Source organism: Sphingomonas vulcanisoli (genome assembly GCF_011761305.1).
Classification (GTDB): Bacteria; Pseudomonadota; Alphaproteobacteria; order Sphingomonadales; family Sphingomonadaceae; genus Sphingomonas_I; species Sphingomonas_I vulcanisoli.
Genome location: NZ_JAAOZC010000001.1, coordinates 102,017 through 120,547 on the forward strand (window position 1 = coordinate 102,017; position 18,531 = coordinate 120,547).

General features: G+C 63.3%; 23 protein-coding genes, 1 tRNA gene and 1 pseudogene. 11 read left to right on the plus strand and 14 right to left on the minus strand.

Annotated elements, in window-relative coordinates; genetic code table 11:
• Nucleotides 1–4: 4 nt before the first annotated feature.
• The 4 genes from accC (at nucleotide 5) to FHS31_RS16305 (ending at nucleotide 3,141) form a co-directional block, all read left to right on the plus strand.
• A complete protein-coding gene (accC, locus tag FHS31_RS00510) occupies nucleotides 5–1,354 on the plus strand; it encodes an acetyl-CoA carboxylase biotin carboxylase subunit (RefSeq protein ID WP_167071012.1) in 1,350 nt (449 codons plus the stop codon).
• A gap of 8 nt (nucleotides 1,355–1,362) precedes the next feature.
• Nucleotides 1,363–1,836: a hypothetical protein gene (locus FHS31_RS00515; RefSeq protein ID WP_167071014.1), complete on the plus strand. Its 474-nt coding sequence runs from the start codon at nucleotides 1,363–1,365 to the stop codon at nucleotides 1,834–1,836.
• Nucleotides 1,833–2,168, plus strand: a complete 336-nt coding sequence (arsC, locus tag FHS31_RS00520) for an arsenate reductase (glutaredoxin) (protein ID WP_167071016.1) — start codon at nucleotides 1,833–1,835, stop codon at nucleotides 2,166–2,168. The genes FHS31_RS00515 and arsC overlap by 4 nt, the downstream gene beginning before the upstream one ends.
• A gap of 94 nt (nucleotides 2,169–2,262) precedes the next feature.
• Nucleotides 2,263–3,141, plus strand: a complete 879-nt coding sequence (locus FHS31_RS16305) for a PEPxxWA-CTERM sorting domain-containing protein (RefSeq protein ID WP_243843186.1) — start codon at nucleotides 2,263–2,265, stop codon at nucleotides 3,139–3,141.
• On the opposite strand, the gene FHS31_RS00530 is transcribed toward FHS31_RS16305, so the two are convergent.
• Together FHS31_RS00530 and FHS31_RS00535 are read right to left on the minus strand one after the other, a co-directional pair.
• Complete coding sequence (locus tag FHS31_RS00530; protein ID WP_167071017.1) at nucleotides 3,124–3,885, minus strand: PilZ domain-containing protein; 762 nt, start codon at nucleotides 3,883–3,885, stop codon at nucleotides 3,124–3,126. The two genes, FHS31_RS16305 and FHS31_RS00530, sit on opposite strands and share 18 nt — an antisense overlap.
• Nucleotides 3,886–4,023: 138 nt before the next feature.
• Nucleotides 4,024–4,458, minus strand: a complete 435-nt coding sequence (locus FHS31_RS00535; protein WP_167071019.1) for a hypothetical protein — start codon at nucleotides 4,456–4,458, stop codon at nucleotides 4,024–4,026.
• A 140-nt stretch (nucleotides 4,459–4,598) separates the two neighbouring features.
• Here FHS31_RS00535 and FHS31_RS00540 point away from each other — a divergent pair, with 140 nt between their 5' ends.
• Nucleotides 4,599–4,790 carry a hypothetical protein gene (locus tag FHS31_RS00540; protein WP_167071021.1) on the plus strand — a complete coding sequence of 64 codons (192 nt, stop codon included), beginning with the start codon at nucleotides 4,599–4,601 and terminating at the stop codon, nucleotides 4,788–4,790.
• Nucleotides 4,791–4,972: 182 nt separating this feature from the next.
• Here FHS31_RS00540 and rplL read toward each other — a convergent pair whose 3' ends face one another.
• The 3 genes from rplL to FHS31_RS00555 all read right to left on the minus strand — a co-directional run bounded on the left by rplL (nucleotide 4,973) and on the right by FHS31_RS00555 (nucleotide 7,428).
• Nucleotides 4,973–5,350, minus strand: a complete 378-nt coding sequence (rplL, locus tag FHS31_RS00545; protein ID WP_167071022.1) for a 50S ribosomal protein L7/L12 — start codon at nucleotides 5,348–5,350, stop codon at nucleotides 4,973–4,975.
• Between the two features lie 42 nt (nucleotides 5,351–5,392).
• Nucleotides 5,393–5,908, minus strand: a complete 516-nt coding sequence (gene rplJ / locus FHS31_RS00550; protein WP_167071991.1) for a 50S ribosomal protein L10 — start codon at nucleotides 5,906–5,908, stop codon at nucleotides 5,393–5,395.
• 272 nt (nucleotides 5,909–6,180) lie between these two features.
• Nucleotides 6,181–7,428, minus strand: coding sequence for an MFS transporter (locus tag FHS31_RS00555; protein WP_208408472.1), 1,248 nt, complete (start codon nucleotides 7,426–7,428; stop codon nucleotides 6,181–6,183).
• Between the two features lie 223 nt (nucleotides 7,429–7,651).
• Between FHS31_RS00555 and FHS31_RS00560 the strand changes: the two genes are divergently transcribed.
• Complete coding sequence (locus tag FHS31_RS00560) at nucleotides 7,652–9,991, plus strand: TonB-dependent receptor (RefSeq protein WP_167071024.1); 2,340 nt, start codon at nucleotides 7,652–7,654, stop codon at nucleotides 9,989–9,991.
• A gap of 83 nt (nucleotides 9,992–10,074) precedes the next feature.
• The gene (locus FHS31_RS00565) at nucleotides 10,075–10,926 is read left to right on the plus strand and encodes a hypothetical protein (protein WP_208408473.1); all 852 of its coding nucleotides are present in this window, start codon (nucleotides 10,075–10,077) and stop codon (nucleotides 10,924–10,926) included.
• Between the two features lie 85 nt (nucleotides 10,927–11,011).
• On the opposite strand, the gene rplA is transcribed toward FHS31_RS00565, so the two are convergent.
• From rplA to FHS31_RS00590, 5 genes are all read right to left on the minus strand, one after another.
• Complete coding sequence (gene rplA, locus FHS31_RS00570; protein WP_167071026.1) at nucleotides 11,012–11,704, minus strand: 50S ribosomal protein L1; 693 nt, start codon at nucleotides 11,702–11,704, stop codon at nucleotides 11,012–11,014.
• A 4-nt stretch (nucleotides 11,705–11,708) separates the two neighbouring features.
• Nucleotides 11,709–12,140 (minus strand): 50S ribosomal protein L11, encoded by a 432-nt coding sequence (rplK, locus tag FHS31_RS00575; protein WP_167071028.1) that lies wholly within the window; start codon nucleotides 12,138–12,140, stop codon nucleotides 11,709–11,711.
• Between the two features lie 212 nt (nucleotides 12,141–12,352).
• A complete protein-coding gene (gene nusG, locus FHS31_RS00580; protein WP_167071030.1) occupies nucleotides 12,353–12,892 on the minus strand; it encodes a transcription termination/antitermination protein NusG in 540 nt (179 codons plus the stop codon).
• A 9-nt stretch (nucleotides 12,893–12,901) separates the two neighbouring features.
• A complete protein-coding gene (gene secE, locus FHS31_RS00585; RefSeq protein WP_208408474.1) occupies nucleotides 12,902–13,129 on the minus strand; it encodes a preprotein translocase subunit SecE in 228 nt (75 codons plus the stop codon).
• A 122-nt stretch (nucleotides 13,130–13,251) separates the two neighbouring features.
• Nucleotides 13,252–13,327 (minus strand) — tRNA-Trp (locus tag FHS31_RS00590).
• A gap of 115 nt (nucleotides 13,328–13,442) precedes the next feature.
• Between FHS31_RS00590 and FHS31_RS00595 the strand changes: the two genes are divergently transcribed.
• From FHS31_RS00595 to FHS31_RS00605, 3 genes are all read left to right on the plus strand, one after another.
• Nucleotides 13,443–13,868: a hypothetical protein gene (locus FHS31_RS00595; RefSeq protein WP_167071032.1), complete on the plus strand. Its 426-nt coding sequence runs from the start codon at nucleotides 13,443–13,445 to the stop codon at nucleotides 13,866–13,868.
• A 3-nt stretch (nucleotides 13,869–13,871) separates the two neighbouring features.
• Nucleotides 13,872–14,138 carry a hypothetical protein gene (locus FHS31_RS00600; RefSeq protein WP_167071034.1) on the plus strand — a complete coding sequence of 89 codons (267 nt, stop codon included), beginning with the start codon at nucleotides 13,872–13,874 and terminating at the stop codon, nucleotides 14,136–14,138.
• A gap of 237 nt (nucleotides 14,139–14,375) precedes the next feature.
• Nucleotides 14,376–14,804, plus strand: coding sequence for a hypothetical protein (locus FHS31_RS00605; RefSeq protein ID WP_167071035.1), 429 nt, complete (start codon nucleotides 14,376–14,378; stop codon nucleotides 14,802–14,804).
• A gap of 155 nt (nucleotides 14,805–14,959) precedes the next feature.
• Here the strand turns inward: FHS31_RS00605 and FHS31_RS00610 are convergent, their stop codons facing one another.
• Nucleotides 14,960–16,357, minus strand: coding sequence for a hypothetical protein (locus FHS31_RS00610; RefSeq protein WP_167071037.1), 1,398 nt, complete (start codon nucleotides 16,355–16,357; stop codon nucleotides 14,960–14,962).
• An 84-nt stretch (nucleotides 16,358–16,441) separates the two neighbouring features.
• Here FHS31_RS00610 and aat point away from each other — a divergent pair, with 84 nt between their 5' ends.
• Complete coding sequence (aat, locus tag FHS31_RS00615; protein ID WP_167071995.1) at nucleotides 16,442–17,167, plus strand: leucyl/phenylalanyl-tRNA--protein transferase; 726 nt, start codon at nucleotides 16,442–16,444, stop codon at nucleotides 17,165–17,167.
• Nucleotides 17,168–17,202: 35 nt separating this feature from the next.
• Here the strand turns inward: aat and FHS31_RS16685 are convergent.
• The 3 genes and pseudogenes from FHS31_RS16685 to FHS31_RS00630 form a co-directional block, all read right to left on the minus strand.
• Nucleotides 17,203–17,646, minus strand: a pseudogene (locus FHS31_RS16685) (DUF2155 domain-containing protein); the annotation flags it as partial.
• The gene (mlaD, locus tag FHS31_RS00625; protein WP_167071039.1) at nucleotides 17,643–18,143 is read right to left on the minus strand and encodes an outer membrane lipid asymmetry maintenance protein MlaD; all 501 of its coding nucleotides are present in this window, start codon (nucleotides 18,141–18,143) and stop codon (nucleotides 17,643–17,645) included. The gene mlaD and the pseudogene FHS31_RS16685, both read right to left, overlap by 4 nt.
• On the minus strand, nucleotides 18,140–18,517 hold the full coding sequence (locus tag FHS31_RS00630) for an NADH:ubiquinone oxidoreductase subunit NDUFA12 (protein WP_167071041.1): 378 nt from the start codon (nucleotides 18,515–18,517) through the stop codon (nucleotides 18,140–18,142). Before FHS31_RS00630 ends, mlaD begins: the two co-directional genes overlap by 4 nt.
• Between the last annotated feature and the right edge of the window lie 14 nt (nucleotides 18,518–18,531).

Genomic DNA, 18,531 nt, shown 5'->3' on the forward strand with positions numbered 1-18,531 from the left:
GCGCATGGCGATCGAGAAAGTCCTGATCGCCAACCGCGGCGAGATCGCGCTTCGTATCCACCGCGCCTGCCATGAGATGGGCATCCGCACCGTCGCGGCGCACAGCACCGCCGATGCCGATGCGATGCACGTGCGGCTGGCGGACGAGGCGATCTGCATCGGGCCACCGTCCGCCACGGACTCCTACCTCAATATCCCCAATTTGATCTCGGCGGCCGAGATCAGCCACGCCGATGCGATCCATCCGGGCTACGGCTTCCTTAGCGAGAATGCCAAGTTCGCCGAGATCGTCGAGGCGCACGGCATCATCTGGATCGGCCCCAAGCCCGAACATATCCGCACGATGGGCGACAAGGTGCAGGCCAAGCGCACCGCCGGCGCGCTGGGGCTGCCGCTGGTGCCGGGATCGGACGGCGCGATTTCGGACCTGGCCGAGGCCAAGAAGATCGCGGCCGAGATTGGCTATCCGGTGATCATCAAGGCGGCGTCGGGCGGCGGCGGGCGCGGCATGAAGGTGGTCAACGATCCCGCCGATCTCGAAGCGCAGATGCTGCAGGCGGGCAGCGAGGCGGCGGCGGCGTTCGGCGACGCGACGGTTTATCTGGAGAAGTATCTCGGCGATCCGCGCCATATCGAATTCCAGATCTTCGGCGATGGCAACGGCAAGGCGATCCACCTCGGCGAACGCGACTGCTCGCTGCAGCGGCGGCACCAGAAGGTTCTGGAGGAAGCGCCGTCGCCGGTGATCACGCCCGAGGAGCGCGAACGCATGGGCGGCGTCGTCGCCAAGGCGATGGCCGATATGGGCTATCGCGGCGCCGGTACGATCGAATTCCTGTGGGAAGACGGGAAGTTCTATTTCATCGAGATGAACACCCGCCTGCAGGTGGAGCATCCGGTGACCGAGGCGATCACCGGCCTCGATCTCGTCCGCGAACAAATCCGCATCGCCGAGGGCATGCCGCTAACGCTGCGCCAGGAAGACGTCCAGTTCCGCGGCCACGCGATCGAATGCCGCATCAACGCCGAAGACCCGCGCACCTTCGCGCCTTCCCCCGGCACGGTGACGCAATATCATGCGCCGGGCGGCATGAACGTCCGCGTCGATAGCGGGCTCTACGCGGGCTATCGCATCCCGCCCTATTACGACAGCATGATCGCCAAGCTGATCGTCTACGGAACGACGCGGGCGGGTGCGCTCAGGAGGTTGCGGCGCGCGCTGGAAGAGTTCGTGATCGAGGGCGTCAAGACCACGATTCCGCTTCATCAGGCGCTATTGGACGACCAGGAATTCCTGGAAGGCGATTATTCGATCAAGTGGCTGGAAGCATGGCTGGCGAAACAAGAAGACTGATCGCCGCCTTGGCCCTCGTGGCAGCCGCCACTGCCGCGCCGGCGAAATATCGGCCGACCGGGGCGGACCTGCTCCACAAGATCGATCGGCTGGGCGCACCCGCCGTACTGGAAGACGATTTCAACCTCGATGGCGGACCGGGCTATGCGGTCGTCGAAACGGGATCGGCGGATGGTGTTGCGGTCGCGGTGAAGCTGCTGACGACCGTGGCCGATGCCGCTTACTCCGAGGGTCTGCAGTCGTCGCTCGGCGTGGCCCTGCAACGCCATCCCGAAAATGTGCTGCCGCTGGTCGATAGCGCCTCCGTGCTGGCTGCCGATCATATCTGCCTGCCGTGGATGATCGAATCGCCCCATCAAAAAGTCCGCGACGAGCTGACGAAGACACGCGCTGCGCTCGATACGGCCAGCGCGAAAGCCTATCCCGCCCAGCGCGCCGCCTGCCTCATGCAGATCAAGCGGGCAGAGATGGGCGTTCGGTGAAGGCGACGATCTGGCACAACCCGCGCTGTTCCAAATCGCGCGAGACATTGGCGCTGCTCGAGGCGGCAGGTGCGGACCTCACGGTCATCGAATATCTGAAACATCCGCCGAGCGCCGATCAGTTGCGGATGCTTTACGCCAAGGCGGGGATGTCCGCGCGCGATGGGCTGCGGATGGCCGAGGAGGGCGCCAAGCCGCTCAAGGACGCGGATGAGGAGACGATCCTCGCGGCGATGGCCGCCGACCCGATCCTGATCGAGCGGCCGCTGGTGGAGACCGAAAAAGGGGTCCGGCTCGGCCGCCCGCCCGAGCGGGTGCAGGAAATATTCTGAGCAAGGGCCGACCCGGCCCCTTTTGACTCGGGGCGGAAAACGGGGTTAATGAACCTTTCGCGGCGTAGGGGACTGCCGCGACTGGGGGGACATCATGCGGAATAGCCTTTGGGCAGGGGTTGCCCTGCTGCTCGCCACGCCTGCGCTTGCCGAAAGCACTTCGGTATCGGTCAACGCCACGGGGCCGAACGGCAATCAGGATAATTATTCGTACAATTCGCAGCAGATCGGCAATCCGATCAGCATCGGCCAGACCTATACCGGATCGGCACCCGGCGAGATCCATGTTTCGGCATCGATCAGTCAGGGCCCATCGAACGGCAGCACCAACTATTATCGCACCGCTGCGGGCGGCTGGAACGACGGTTTCAGCATCCTTTCGCCGACGGTCAGCGGCGGCAGCGCGACCGTCAACCTGCTGATCAATGGATCGAATGCGGCGTCGCAGACTGGCGGCTTCGGGGCCTCGATCGCCTTCGTCCGCTATGATTTCTACGATACGCTTGACGAGAGCCTGTGGGATCCTTCCCACCTGATCGCCGAATTCAGCGCCCGCGATAGCGTCTACACCTATCAGCCGCACATGATGCAAGTAAGCGACGGTCAGCCGATGTTCGGTCTACACACGTTCGACATCGCCTTCTCGGGCAATGCGGCCGACATCGGCGTTTCCGCTTTCGCCAGCTGCACCGTGTCGGCCAGCCTCAACAATGGCGCCAGTTCATCGACCAACTGCGATCTCGCGCATTCCACCTATTGGATGGGTGTATCCTCGATCCAGGACGCGAACGGCAATGCGATCGGCGACGCCACCATCCAATCCGAAGGCAGCTTCAGCATGGAGGATGCCTCGCCGAACGCGCCCGGCGCATCGGTGCCCGAGCCGGCGAGCTGGGCGCTGATAGTACTGGGCTTCGGCGCGATCGGTCTTGCCGTGCGTCGTCGGCGGAACGCGCTACCGGCGCTTCGCTAACGCACCGCCCCGCTGACCGAACAGGCGCATCGGGCGCGGTGCGGGAGCACTGTCTTCCACCTCCTGCGCTTCGGGCGGAAACCAGGCGCTGGGCGGCGGAGCTTCGTCCGCCGCGCGCCAATGCGGATTGAGCGCGCGGCGCCATTCCACGAAGCGCGCGTAGGGGATCGCCTCGTCGAACATCAGGCCGCCTTCGCGGTCCCGCCACCATTTGATCTCGCCTTCTAGCGCACCGAGATGCTCGATCTGCAGTACGCACGGCGTATCCGCGTCGAAATAATCGTCGAGCAGCAGCTTGCAGCCCGATTGAGAAAGATTGACCACCTGCGCCGGCTGCGCGAAGTGCCTGACCTGCAGCGTGGCGGCGATGTCGACATCCAGCCGCGGCGCGCGAACCGTGGTGACGCGGCCATCGAACGAACAGTGGGACAGCATCTCGGTGATCGGCATGGCGGATGCGAAAGCGACGCCCATGTCGCCGCCGCTTACCCAGGCGATGCGCCCCTCGATGATGTGGCCGGTGCGCAGCTCGATGATCACCCGCTCATCTTGGGTGACGGGGCAATAGAGTTCGGCGCAGAGCCCGTCGGCGGAGACGTCGCGCAGCCGGCAGAGCTCCGAATGGCCGCCGATGGTCATCTTGGCGACCTCCAGCAGGCTCGCCTGGCGCACGCTACGCCTGCGCTCCGCGCCCGTCACCTCCTCGGCCTCGACAGCGGGCTTGCGCCGCATCAGATCCATCATTCCCAAGGACATCGCTCCCATTTGCGCGTGAGAAGCGAATAACGGACCGTTAATGAGCTTTTGGATGCGGGACTTGGTATCCGCATCATTAAGGATAGCGTGGCGCCGGTTTGCCGACGGCGAGGCGACGTTCGAGCCTTATTGGGCGATCTGATGCGGATCGATCTCGTGGATCGGCAGATCCCAATGGTTGGTGGTGAGTTCCCAGCGGCGGTTCTCGTCCCGCTTCAGGGCCGCGGTATCGGGGAACAGCGCCCTGGTGACCTCGCCCTCATGGGACGCGCCGTCCTGGCCATTGTAGGTGATGACGATGCGATAATCCCAGCGCGATTCCTCGCTGGTGTGCAGACCGGGCTTGAAGACGCTGTAGCTCTGCACATAGCCGCGCCGCTTCTCCTCATCGAGCGCGCCGATCTGATATTTCTGGAAGAGGCGCCAGAATTCGTCCTGATAGCCATATTTGACGCGATAGACCCATTCGACCTGATAGGGCTTGGCGGCGGGCGGTGTCTGCGCCGGGGCGATGCCTGCGAGCGTGGCGGCGGCGACGACGAAGGAGAGGAGCTTGATCATGCGGCGATCTTCGTCCTTGGGGCATCGCGGCGACACGAAGCTTTTATTGACTACTAAATAGGTAGAGTATCTTTTCGCTTGGATCTCGATCAGCCAGGATGCGCCCACGGCTGCAATCGCTGCAGCCCGGGGAGACATTTATGACGTTTCGTACTGTTGCCATGGTCGCGGTCGCGCTCGGCCTGATCGGTTGTTCCAAGACGACGACGGCCGAAAATACGACGACGACCGAAATCGTCTCAAACGATGCCGGGCTCCTGAACGCCGCGGACAATGCGGCCGACCTCGATGCCGGCAACTCCGGCAACGCCAGCGCCGGCAACGCTCTCTGATTTCCCGAATGTAGCAGCCCCCTGCTACACACTTCGCCCCTCCCTAGGCGCGATATCCTTGGCCCGGCTTCTGCCGGGCCTTATTTTTGGGCGGGACAGCAAAAAGGGCGACCCTTTCGGGCCGCCCTTTCCTGTTGCTCTGGATCCCGACCTTCGTCGGGATAATTTCGGCTAAGCCGAAATTACTTGAGTTCGACGGTCGCGCCGGCTTCTTCCAGCTGCTTCTTGACCTTCTCGGCCTCGTCCTTGCTGACGCCTTCCTTGATCGCCTTCGGAGCGGACTCCACCAGCGTCTTGGCTTCGGTCAGGCCCAGGCCGGTGATGGCGCGGACTTCCTTGATGACGTTGATCTTCTTGCCACCGTCGCCGGTGAGGATCACGTCGAACTCGGTCTTCTCTTCAGCGGCCGGAGCGGCAGCGCCACCGCCAGCAGCGGCGGGAGCGGCAACCGCAGCGGCGGCCGAAACGCCCCACTTCTCTTCGAGCAGCTTCGAAAGCTCGGCTGCTTCGAGGACGGTCAGCGCGGAAAGGTCTTCAACGATCTTGTTCAGGTCTGCCATGAGTATCTCCATCGGGGGCGCTTGAGCCCCGCTAAATCAGGTTTATGCTTCTTCCTTGGCCGCATAGGCCCCGAACACGCGGGCGAGCTGAGCGGCCGGTGCCTGCAGCACCGACGCCACCTTGGTCGCGGGTGCCTGAAGCAGGCCCACGATCTTGGCGCGCAACTCATCGAGGCTGGGCAGCTCTGCGAGCGCCTTCACCCCGTTCACGTCGAGAACAGTCGAGCCCATCGCGCCGCCCACGATTTCCAACTTGTCGTTGGTCTTCGCGAAAGCGACGACGACCTTGGCGGCCGCGACCGGATCCACCGAAGTGCTGAGCGCCGTCGGCCCGGTGAGCAAATCGCTCAGCGAAGCGTAAGGCGTGCCTTCGGCGGCAATGCGGGCAAGGCGGTTCTTGGTCACCTTGTAGCTGGCGCCCGCTTCCCGCATTTTCACCCGGAGCTGCGTCGATTGCGCGACGGTCATCCCCAGGTTGCGCGTCACGACGACCACGGAGGTCTCGTTCAGCGTGCGGTTCAGCGCGGCGACCTGCTCGGACTTTTGAGCACGATCCATTGCCATCTCCGTTTTCGTCCGGCGCACCATGCGCCGAACGTGTTTCAGCCAGCCGGGCAAGCCCGATTGGCCGAGGTCCGATGGGGAATGGATGCCTGACCCCCGATGGGGAGTGCAGACCGGATAGCGCTAATGCTTCCGGCGATAAATCTCTTCCCCGTCTAGGTAGGAGATTAAGAAGGGCATAGTCCCTTCACCTACTGTCTCGGACGGTTTCCTCGCCCGAAAGCGAAGAAGTGGCGCCGATACAGAAGGACCGACGCTTTGTCGAGTCAGGAGAGCGGCGCCTCTCTCAGCGCGCGGCCCCGCATCTGCCGTGCCAGCAGAATGCCCACGACCGCAAACAGCACCGCCGCCGCGAGCGCGAGTGAGATATGGACGCCGAGCAGCGCGCCGATCAGGCCGACCGTGATGCCCGAGAAGGTGCGGCAGCCGAGCGCCGCCATTGCATAGACGCCGAGCACGCGGCCGCGCATCTCGCTTGGTGCGTCTACCTGCACCACGGTCTGCGCCATGCTGCTGAACGACAGCTCGAAGAAGCCGGCCGCGAACAGGCAGAGCAGGGCCACCGCGTAAGTGCCCGTCAGCGCGAAGGCGGCCAGCGCGAGGCACCAACCGCCGGCGAGCAGTAAGGCATTACGCGGACCAGTGCGGAAGCCGCCGAGCGTCTCCAGCAGAAAACCGCCTGTGAGCGCCCCGGCGGCATCCGCGGCGAGCAGGGCGCTGTAGGCAAAACCAGGATTGCCGTGCCCGAGAGAGACCGCGAATTCGGGCATCTGCGCCTGATAGCTGTTGCCAATCAGGCCCGATGCCGCGGCGGCGAGCACTGCCATTGCGACGATCGCGGGCCGATCGGCGATCGCGCGGAAGGTGCCGAGCACATCCTTCAGACCGCTCATCGCGCGCGGCGCGACGGCCTCACGCTGGAAACGGACCCGTGCCATCCACAACAATGTCGGCAGATAGAAGCAGCAGTTGACGAAGATGCCCTTGACCGGCCCGAGCCAGATCAACAGCACGCCGCCCACCGCCGGGCCGACCAGAACGCCCAGATAGCGTGCCGTGGCGTTGAGCCGCACCGCGCTCTGCAATTCCTCGCGATCGACGATCGAATAGAGGATCAGCTGGCCCGGGGTCTGCCAGAAAACCCCGGCGCAGCCATGGACGACAAGCAGCAGCATTGCCTCCCAGATCTTCAGAGTGTCCGTAGCGAAGAAAAAGCCCCAGCCGAGCGAGACGCCGATGAACAGGATCATGCTGATCTGGATCAGTCGCTGCGGCTTCACGCGATCGGCCAGCCCGCCCATCGGAATCGAAAACAGGATGTAGGGCAGCCAGTGCGACACCACCGCGAAACCGCCCAGCGCGGGCGAATGAAACTTCTGGAACATCACCCAGTAGCTGATCACATGCTCGATATTGTCCGCCATCATCGCCAGCAGGAACGTTCCGAAATACCAACGGAATTGCGGATGCCGCATGGCGGCGAAGGCGCGCGGGCGGGCGGGGGCCTGGCTCAATCGGTGATCCTCGATCGTGTCGGATGATTCCCGATCGCCGTGGCGCAAAAGGGACGGCGACGGGTATCGCCAAGGACGTGGATGTGGCAAGCGTGCCGCACTTCCAAGGCTAAATTCCTGCAGCGCAACAAAAGGGTCATGCCTCATGGGCAGAGGCGCTAGAGGGCCGCAATCGACCTGGCTGTAAAGCCGGGCGATCCGCATTTCCGGGGAACATTGATACATGCACGTTTCTAAGCTCAGCGCCTTGCTGTTGGCCGGCATTTCGACGATCGTCGTCGCGCCGATGGCCGCGCAGGCCCAATCGACCACCACCGTCGCTCCTGCCGATGCCGGGGCCGACAAGGCGATCGTCGTCACCGCGCAGCGCCGCACCGAAAACGCCATCACCGTGCCGATTGCTGTCTCGGTCCTGCGCACCGAGCAGCTTCACGACTATCAGGCGGCGGGCAGCGACACCCTTCTGTCGCTCTCGGGCAAGGTGCCCAGCCTCTATGTCGAAACCTCGACCGGCCGCATCTTCCCGCGATTCTACATCCGTGGTCTTGGCAACATCGATTTCTACCTCGGCGCGTCGCAGCCGGTCGAGATCGTGATGGATGACGTGGTCGAGGAGCACGTCGTGCTCAAATCGAATCCGGCGTTCGATATCGCGCAGGTCGAAGTGCTCAAGGGCCCGCAGGGCTCGCTGTTCGGCCGCAACACCACGGCGGGCATCGTCAAGTTCGATACCATCCAACCGAGCGCAACCTGGCAGGGCCAGGCCTCCGCCAGCTACGGCACCAAGAACAGCGTCGATGTCGATGCCGGCGTTGGCGGCCCGCTGACCAAGGACGGCAGCATCAGCTTCCGCCTCTCGGGCCTCTATCAGCACCGCGATAACTGGATCCGCAACACCTACACCGGCCCGTCCGACGACGGCACGACTGCGGGCAAGCTGAACGGCTTCAACGAGCGCGACGTGCGCCTGCAGGTGCTCGCCAAGCCGAGCGATGCGTTCAGCATCCGCGTGTCGGGCCATTATCGCGATTATGACGGCTTCGCCTCGATCTTCTATCGCGGTTCGATCATCCAGGGCACCAGCCAGGTGCCCAACGGCTTCAACCGCGGCGTCGTCCAGTATGACGAGGCGCAGAACAACCCGCAGGCCTACAAAACGCACGGCGCTTCGGTGAAGGCGGCTTACGATCTCGGCGACGCGACGATCACGTCGATCACCGCATGGGAGCATCTCTCGGGCTACAGCCGTGGCGATACCGATGGCGGTGCAGCGATCAACTTTCCGCTCGGCGGCGTGCCCTTCGGCTATGGCGAATCGCAGGGCCGTGTCCGCGGGCTCGATCAGTGGACGCAGGAGCTGCGCGTCTCCAGCCCGGATACTGGCCCGTTCAAGTGGCAGTTCGGTGGCATGTATTTCAGCCAGCGCGATCGCACCGAATTCGATCAGCGGAGCTACTTCCTGACGAGCAACATTTTCGGCACCGCACCCAACCCGAACAATTTCGTGCTGCTGCATAACGTCAACACGAGCTGGGCCGGGTTCGGCCAGGCCAGCTATCAGCTGACCGACAAGCTGACGCTGACCGGCGGCGTGCGCGTGACCAAGGATACCAAGAGCACCGATCTGCTCCTGCATCCCAATGTCGCGGCGCTGGCGGTGCCGGCTACCGCGCCGAACTCCTCCTACAGCTGCGGCACGGCTTTCTACTGCCGTCTGTCCTCGACCAAGCCGAGCTTTGATGCCAGCTTGCTCTATCGCGTCGATCCCAACGTGAGCCTCTATGCGCGCGTTGCGCGTGGCTTCCGCGGCCCGACGGTGCAGGGGCGTTCGGCGGTGTTCGGTTCGGCTTATACCACGGCCACTTCGGAGACGAACACGAGCTGGGAGGCCGGCGTCAAGACGGCGGCGCTCAACAACGCCGTCCACTTCAACGTCGCGGGCTTCTATTACACGGTCAAGAACATCCAGCTCAACGGCAACGACAGCAACGGCAACGGCGTGCTGTTCAACGGCAACAAGGGCGTAGGCTACGGCGCCGAAGCCGAGCTGCAGGCGCGGCCGACCAGCCGCCTGAGCTTCACGGCGGGCTTCAGCTGGCTGCACACCGAGATCAAGGACCGCAACGTCTTCGTGCAGGCCGGCGCTGCCGGCGGCGTGCTGGCCGAAACGGTGCTCAACCCGACGGTGCGCCTGGGCAACAATTATTACGCCCAGATCAACGGCAACCCGTTCCCGAACGCGCCGCAGTATAACGTCAACCTGAGCGGCCGTTACGATCTGCCGCTGGATGATCGCAGCAAGCTGTTCATCGCCGGCGATTTCAACATGCAGGGCAAGACCTATTACACGCTCTACAAGACGATCGAATATCGCTCGAACGGCAATTACGAGCTGGGCGGCAAGATCGGCTACGCCTTCAGCAAGTATGAGGTCGCCGCTTTCGTGCGCAACCTGACCAACGAGAAGAACCTGATCGACGTGATCGATACCAACAATTACCGCGCCGGCATCTACAACGATCCGCGCATCTTCGGCGTGATGGTCAGCGGCTCGTTCCGCTGATCTGATACCCGGCATAAGCTGAAAGGGCCGGGAGCGATTCCGGCCCTTTTTTTTGTTTAGACAGGGCGATCCTTGGAGTCGAAATGATGAGCCGACCCGATCCATTTAGCTTGCCCGAATGGCGGGCGCTAAATCGTGAGGCATCTTTAGTCAGCCAAATAATTGGGTCGGGAGCAACCGCTTTAGGAAGAGCAAGCTATGGCAGCGGATTTGGCGAGTATTATACAGCGTTCTTTGGCCTATCTATAGGAATCGAAAGACTGGCTAAGCTTATCCTAGTTGTGGACTATGCGATGGATAATAGCGGATCACTGCCTGAACAACGGAGTGTTCGGCGGTTTGGCCATAACCTCAAAACTCTCATGTCGAAGGTAGAAGAGGTAGCAACCCGGCGTGCTATATCTGTCCGTAGTATTGGTCCAAGCCATCCGATTTGCGCCGCTGTAGTGGATTGTCTTGATGCCTTTGCCGACGCATCGCAAGGACGTTACGCAAACTTTGAAGCCATTGGCAATCGCAGCTTCGATCCGCAGATCGAGCCGGTAAATAAGTGGTGGAACCTTGTCGTTGAGCCAATTCTCGACCTGCATTATCGCGGAAAGCGCGCTGAAGCGGGCGTTAAAGAAAGAGCACAAATCATAAATGCGATGATCGGTCACGTAACAATCGTCAGACATACTGACGAAAGTGGGCGTACTATGTCCGATGTGGAGACTGCGTCTGAGCGAACAGGGCAAACAAAGTGGGCACAGCGGTATGGCCGGTTCTACACGCTATCCGTAGTAAGATGGCTCTCGTATATTTTCAGTGATATGGTTCGAGAAGCATCATATCGACAAGGCATAGATAGCCTGTTCGGGCATTACGAATTCTTCAGTTCTTATACCGTTGATGACCACTTTTTACTGAACAGAAAAATATGGCCCCTAAGTTAGTCGCGGTCGCTTTCGCCGTTTATGGTTAAACAGAAAGGGCCGGGATCGCTCCTGGCCCTTCTCGTTTTCAGGTCTGTTCCGAAGATCAGGCCGCCGAAAACTCGGCGGGGTCGATCTTGATGCCCGGGCCCATGCTCGAGCTGATCGCGACCTTCTTCAGATACTTGCCCTTGGCGCCGGCGGGCTTGGCCTTGACCACCGCATCGACCAGCGCATCGAAATTGGCGCGCAGATCTTCCGCCGGGAACGACGCCTTGCCGATGCCGGAGTGGATGATACCCGCCTTCTCGACGCGATACTCGACCTGACCGCCCTTGGCGGCCTTCACGGCCTCACCGACGTTCATGGTCACGGTGCCAAGCTTGGGGTTCGGCATCAGGCCCTTCGGACCCAGGATCTTACCCAGGCGTCCGACGAGGCCCATCATATCCGGCGTGGCGATGCAGCGATCGAAATCGACCGTGCCGCCCTGGATCGTCTCGAGCAGGTCTTCCGCACCCACGACTTCGGCGCCGGCGGCGCGGGCTTCGTCAGCCTTCGGGCCGCGCGCGAACACGCCGACGCGGACGTCCTTGCCGGTGCCCTTGGGCAGCGTCACGACGCCACGGACCATCTGATCGGCGTGGCGCGGATCGACGCCGAGGTTCAGCGCGACTTCGATCGTCTCGTCGAACTTGGCGGTGGCGTTGGTCTTGGCGAGGCTGATCGCTTCATCGACGGCGTGGAGCTTCACGGCGTCGATGTCCCAGGTCTTCTGCTTCTTGCTGAGCTTTGCCATGATCTTAGCCCTCCACCACTTCGAGGCCCATCGCGCGGGCAGAGCCTTCGATGATCTTCGTCGCGGCTTCGATATCGTTCGCGTTCAGATCCTTCATCTTCGCGGTCGCGATCTCGGAGAGCTGCGAGCGCTTGATCTTTCCGGCCGAAATCTTGCCCGGCTCCTTCGAGCCCGACTTGAGGTTCGCTGCCTGCTTGATCAGATAGGTGGCGGGCGGCGTCTTGGTTTCGAACGAGAAGCTGCGGTCGGCATAGACGGTGATCACCGTCGGCAGCGGCGTGCCGGGGGTCTCGCCGCCGGTCTGCGCGTTGAACGCCTTGCAGAATTCCATGATGTTGACACCGCGCTGACCGAGCGCGGGGCCGATCGGCGGCGACGGATTGGCCTTGCCGGCCGGCACCTGCAACTTGATATAACCCGTAATCTTCTTCGCCATGTTTACCTCCTATGGCTTAGCGGTGCTGACGGCTTGAGGGCCTCCCGCGATTTACAAGCCCTCTCCCATTTTCATGGGAGAGGGTTGGGTGAGGGTCTTCTTCTTTGGCCTCGGTTCCTGACCGAAGAAGAAGACCCTCACCCTCCCACAAATCTCGCTTCGCTCGATTTGCAGGCCCCTCCCTCTCCCGCGAAAGCGGGAGAGGGTAGAAACTATTTCACCCGTTCCACCTGCTCGAACTCCAGCTCGACCGGCGTGGCGCGACCGAAGATCGAGACCGAAACCTTGACGCGGCTGCGATCGAAATCGAGCTCTTCGACCAGGCCGTTGAAGCTCGCGAACGGGCCTTCCAGCACCTTGACGCTGTCGCCGATATCGTAATCGACCTTGATCTTGGCCTTGGGCGCGGCGGTGGCCTGCTCTTCCTTGGTGTTCAGGATGCGCGCCGCTTCGGCGTCCGAGATCGGCTGCGGCTTGCCCGACGAACCCAGGAAGCCCGTCACCTTCGGCGTATTCTTGACGAGGTGATAGACATCATCGTTCATCGCCAGCTTGGCGAGGACATAGCCGGGGAAGAACTTCTTGTCCGACGTCACCTTCTTGCCGCGGCGGACTTCGGTCACCTTCTCGGTCGGCACCTCGACCGCCTCGACGAGCGACTCCAGCCCAAGCCGGGTCGCATCGGTGAGGATCTGCTCCTTCACCTTATTCTCGAAGCCCGAATAAGCGTGGATGATATACCAGCGCGACATAGTCTCTCTTTAACCTTGCACGAGCGACAGCAGGAATCGGACGATCCGGCTGAAACCCCAATCGACCGCGAAGAAGAAGATACCCAGCACCATCGTCATGATCACCACCATGACGGCGGTCATCACCGTTTCGCGCCGGCTGGGCCACACGACCTTGCCGGTCTCGGCCCGCACCTGCTGCGCGAAAATCGGGATGCGGCTGAAGAAATTACCCTTCTCGCCGGATGATTGCGCCAAAACCTAGCCTCTTTCTTCAACAGCCATAGGGCCACAGGCGGCTCCCCGGGTAACCGGCGCCGCCCCTGGCCCTCTAAACCTCGCCCCGAACCTGAAGACCCGCTCGAGCCTTCCCGAAGGAATGGCAGGAGTGGAGGGACTCGAACCCACGGCCCTCGGTTTTGGAGACCGATGCTCTACCAACTGAGCTACACTCCTCCGGTCCGGGAGCGGTGGCGACATAGCGGCGGGTGGGGGCGGGTGCAAGTGGTGGGTTAGGGCTTCCGTTCGCCGGATAGAGCAGCACGTCATAGCTTTCGTCGCCAGCGGTGACATGATTAAAGCTGGCGAGCGGTTGCGTTGCGGCTCTGAGGCGTGCGAGCCCTTCGGGGGTCACGATGAAATCACCGAAGCCGCCGCGCGAGACCGGCTTGCCGTCCGGTGGATCCCGGTCCCCGAGCAAAATCACGATCTTCTTTCCGGTGTCAGCATGCAGCCGCCGCGCAGTATCGAGCAGTTCGTCGACGATGACGGTGCGCCGGGCCGCCTTGGTGAAGCGGGTGGTCTGCCCCCAGCGATGCTCGCGGACCAGATAGAGCGGGTTGGCGACGTAGTAGGGCAGACTTTCGAGCACATAATCCGGATCGCCGATCACGATCGCCCCATGCAGGTCCGGACGGCGCAGCAGCCGCGCGAGTTCGTAGCTGCGGCTCTCGGGCATATCGTGGAAAGGGCGGGTGACGAGGGGGACGCTCGATAGCGTTTGGAACAGGAGAAGCGCGGGAAGGGCGAGCTTCGCAACGGGCGATATCCTCGCAACCAGGCCGCTATCCTCTCGCGTTCGTCCGCCGCCGAATCCTTCTTCACGAAGCCAGGCGAGGGTCAGCAGGAAGACGGTCAGCAGCGCCTGGTGCCGGTACGCACCCGAATAAAGAAAGGCGAAGACGACGAGCAAGCCGAGCGTCGCGGTGAGCCCGGCGATCAGAGCGCCGGGATTGTCGCGCATGTTCCAGAAGATCCCGATCAGTAGGATGGGCAGGATCAGCGCGGCAATACCCTGGATCGGCTGCGGTACGAGCGCGTCGAAGTAATGGCCGCTGGAGGCAAGCGTTTCGAGCAGGCCTGGGCGCGTGATCGCGGCGACGTTGGTCGCGTCCTGCAGCGGCACGTAGACCGTGGCTGCGCAGAGCATCGCGCCGATCAGCGCCAGCCCAGTGCCCAAGCCGAGCGCCAGCCAGCGACGATCCCATCGTCCCGGTGCTTGGCAATGAAGGTCGATCGCCCAGTAGAGCAGGAAGGCAGCGGCGAGGATCGCGGCAGGGAAATTGGTGTTGCACAGCAGGAGCAGCAGCCCCCCGATTACCCAGCCATTGTCCCGGTATCTCGGATAGGCCCAGGCGAGCAAATAAAGGATCAGCATGCTAATCCCGTAGTTTCGCGCCATCACGGTATATTCGTAGAGCGCGAAACGGCCGAACAAGCCCAGCGCCAGCAGCGGCCATGCAAAGGGCGCGCGCATCGTAAAGATCAGCGAGGCGGCGGCACCGACCAAGAAGGCCGTGACGACCAACACCTGCGGATGCGGCCAGAGCGCATGGGCACCGCGCAGCAGCAGATACCAAAGCGCGGGATGACCCTCGCCATGCAGGTTACGCAGCATCGCCCCGACGGTGTCGCCGCTGAGCGCGAAGGTTAGCGCGCGGACTTCGTCGCGCCAGACCACGTGATGCACCGCGAGGAACAGCGCCAGCGCCAGCCAGACAAGATAGAGGATGACGCGGGCACGCGGGCCGGCTCCCGGCTGAACCGCCGCTTTATGGGTATCGATCACAGGAATGGGGGCGCCCTCAGTCACGAAGCCGGGCGGGGCCGGTAGAAGGCGCCGGCCCACCCATTCTCGCAATAGCGGGGGTCAGTCGATCGGGCGAGATCCGCGCCGGGGGGCGAGCAAACACGCGCCTGATCGGAGAGATCGGCCTTCCACGGTCTCGGCCAGACCGCCAGCGGATGATGATGATCGCGCCGCCACGCCGCGACTTCGGCAGGCCAGGATGGCCCATCGCGCAATCCGATGAGCGGCCTCGGGTAGCGGCTGACGCCCGTTTCCAGCATCACTAGCAGGGCCACCGCACAGGCGTAGCGGGGGTTCCAGTCCGGTCGCGACGCCATCACCGCCAGCGCCAGGCCGAGCAGCACCAGGGGAAGGAAGGTGTACCGCTCCGCATCAAGATCGAAGGGGGCATAGCGATCGAGCATGATCATGCCGAAGCCGAACGAAACCGTGGCGATCGACAGGCTCGACAGCAAGAGCCAGAGCGCGGCGTCCTTCCGCCGTGTGGCGAGGTAGAGCAAGGTGGCGAACACTCCGACAGCAGCCGCCACCGACCACCACCATCCGCTCCCCCCTCTCAGTTGCGAACCCACGATCGCGTTGCCGAACAGCTCGGCCTTTCCAAAGCCCAGCGCCGGCATCGCGATCAGCCGGACGAAGATCGCCGCCGCGATCGTGCCGGGATCTAGGACATGCCCCCGCAACGGGCTTGGTCCATAAAAGAACAACAATTGCACCGCGCCACCCGCAGCGAAGGCGATGAACTGGTCCAGCCGCCGCCAATCGCGGTCGATCCATCCGCGCAGGGCGAAGAGCGGCAGGAAGGCGAGCGCCGCGGGTCCGCAGAGCGGCGCTGCGAAGAGCAAAACGCCGTAACCGAGGCGCACGATCACCCGCCGCGGCGAATCGAGCGCCAGGATCAACGCAACGCACAGCGCAAGGTGAAACTGAATGTGGAGGACGTTGAAGAACACCTCCTCGATTCCCGGCGCGATCGCCATCGTCAGCAGGGCGGTAATCACCATCACCCGCCGTTCGAGCCAGTGCGCAGAGCCGGTAAGGATCAGCACGGCGGGCAGCAATTGTACGGCAAGTGCCATCGTCATCGTCAGGTAGGGGGCGGCTTCCAGCGCCACGATGCCACCCTTGACCAAGCGTGCGACCAGCAGCGTGGTCGCGCTGGCGCCCAAGTTCCAATAGCCGGCGAAGGGGCGGAACAGCGCATCCAGCCATGGCCGATGCCAGGCGTAAGCGAGGAAAACCGTGGCCTCTTCGTCCTGGAAGCGTCCGCGTATCCAGGCGCGGGGGATGCGCAGCATGACCAGCAGCGCGAAACCCGCGAGGAGAGCGGCACGCTGGCCACGGCTGAACACCGCGCCCGCGCCCACCGCGGCATTCTGTTCGATTTTATCCGTCACCTAGCCGCCATTTTCGATGCGCAAGGCCTTGTCCAGCCCGTTTGCAAGGTGACGGTTAACCATCGCTGCATTATCTTCACCCCGATGGCCCAGCTCGATCCCGATCTCCTGCTCCGCGCTTATTCGGTGGGCGTGTTTCCGATGGCCAACAGCCGGGATGCGGCGGATGTGTTCTGGGTGGAGCCCAAGAAGCGGGGGATCTTGCCGCTTGATCGCTTTCATCTGTCGCGCAGCCTCGCCAAGACGCTCAAATCGGGCCGCTTCACCACGACCGCAGACGCCGCGTTCGAGCAGGTGGTGAAGCTCTGCGCCGAGCCGACGCCGCATCGCCCCGATACCTGGATCAATCCCGATATCGAGATCGCGTATGCCGAGCTGCACAAGCGCGGCTACGCCCATTCGATCGAGACGTGGGAGGATGGCAAGCTGGTCGGCGGGCTGTACGGTGTGCGGTTGGGCGCGGCCTTCTTTGGCGAGAGCATGTTCAGCCGGGTGCGCGATGCTTCGAAGGTAGCGCTGGCGCATCTGGTCGCGCGGCTGCGGGCCGGCAAGTTCAAGCTGCTGGATTGCCAGTTCCAGACCGATCACCTCGCCTCGCTGGGCGCGGTGGAGATTCCGCGCGCTGATTATGTCGTGCTGTTGGATAAGGCGCTGGGGCTGGGCTCGGTCTCGTCGGCGGCATTGTCGGCGGCGTCGGCCCCTGCCGATTTTTTCGCGATCGATCGCGGGGAGGGGAGCGAGGCGGCGTTGACCGTATCGGGCCCGGTCTCGGCATGGCGCATCGTGCAGCTCTTGGGCCAGACGTCGTAGAGCGGATTCTCGACCGTGTTGAGCGACGGGCTTTCCTTGTAGAGCCAGCCCGAGAATATCCGCCGCCATTGCCCGTCGGCGCCCTGTAGATCGGCCTGGACGAAGGCGCCGGTCAGCTGCTCGGGCTCCCAATCGGCGGTCTGATCGCAGGCGCGCAGGCGGACGATGAGATTGCCCAGCCGCACACCCTGGCCGGGATGTAGCGAGATATCGCGTGAGACGCCGTCGCGCTTGTTGAGTACGCCCAGTACCGCGATCCGCTCGGCCATCGGCGTATCGCTGGTGGCGAGCGGTGGCGGCGGGGCGCTGTGCTTGCCCGGTGTCGGCGCGGGTTCGGAGCTGTTGCCCTGATCGAGATCGGGCGAGAGCGCCGCGGTTTCGCTGGTGTTGGTTTCGTTCTGCAACGCGCGGGCGCCGAAGGCCAGCGCGGCCGCGCCGATGAGGCCGAGCGCCGCCGCGCCCGGCTTGCCCAGCTTCATGGCGTCGTGCCCGCTCCAGTCGACGGGGCAGGGGCGGTGCTGGACGTGGAGGGCTTGTTGATGAACTGGCCGATCAGCGCCATCAGATCCATCGCGCCCTGCGTATCGGTGATCGTATCGCCGTTCTTGAGCATCTGCTCGGAGCCGCCGGGGGTCATCGCGATGAAGGGATTACCGAGCAGCCCTTCGGAGGTGATCGCCGCGCTGGAATCCGCGGGCAGCTTGATGTTCGGATCGAGCGCCAGCGTGACTGCGACCTGATAGCTTTTGGGATCGAGCTTCTGGCCCGTCACTTGGCCGACCTTGAGCCCGGCGACCTTCACATCGGTGCCGACATTGACGCCGCTGGCGTTGGGGAAGAGCGCCGTGATCTTGATGCCGCCGCCATGCTCGCCGCCGGTCGCGCGCCAGGCATAAAGGATGAAAATCGCAGCAAACAGCACGACCGCCAGGCCGACGATCGCTTCGCCGAGATTTTCCCGGAAAACCGCCTTCATGCCTCGGGACTCCATGCTTCATAATCGCCGGTGGCGGCGGCGCGGGTGCCGCCGCGCTCCAAGGCACCCGCGGGCCGGAACGCCGCGCTGGTGCCGGTCAGGTTCGGCACAGCCGGTTTTTCCCAGGCGCGGGGTGCGGGCAGCGTTTCCGGGATCAGGTCGGTGGTGTGGTGCAGCCAGCCATGCCACTCGGGGGGCACGCGGCTGGCGTCGTTGGCGCCGTTATAGATCACCCAGCGCTTGCCGTCTTTGCTGCCGAAATAGGTATTGCCGAGCCCGTCAGTGCCCGCCTTGGTGCCATTGGCGCGGCTGAACAGCAGGGTGCCGATCGTGGCGCCCTCCCACCAGGTGAAGATTTTCATCAGGATCGACATGAGGGTCGCTTAGC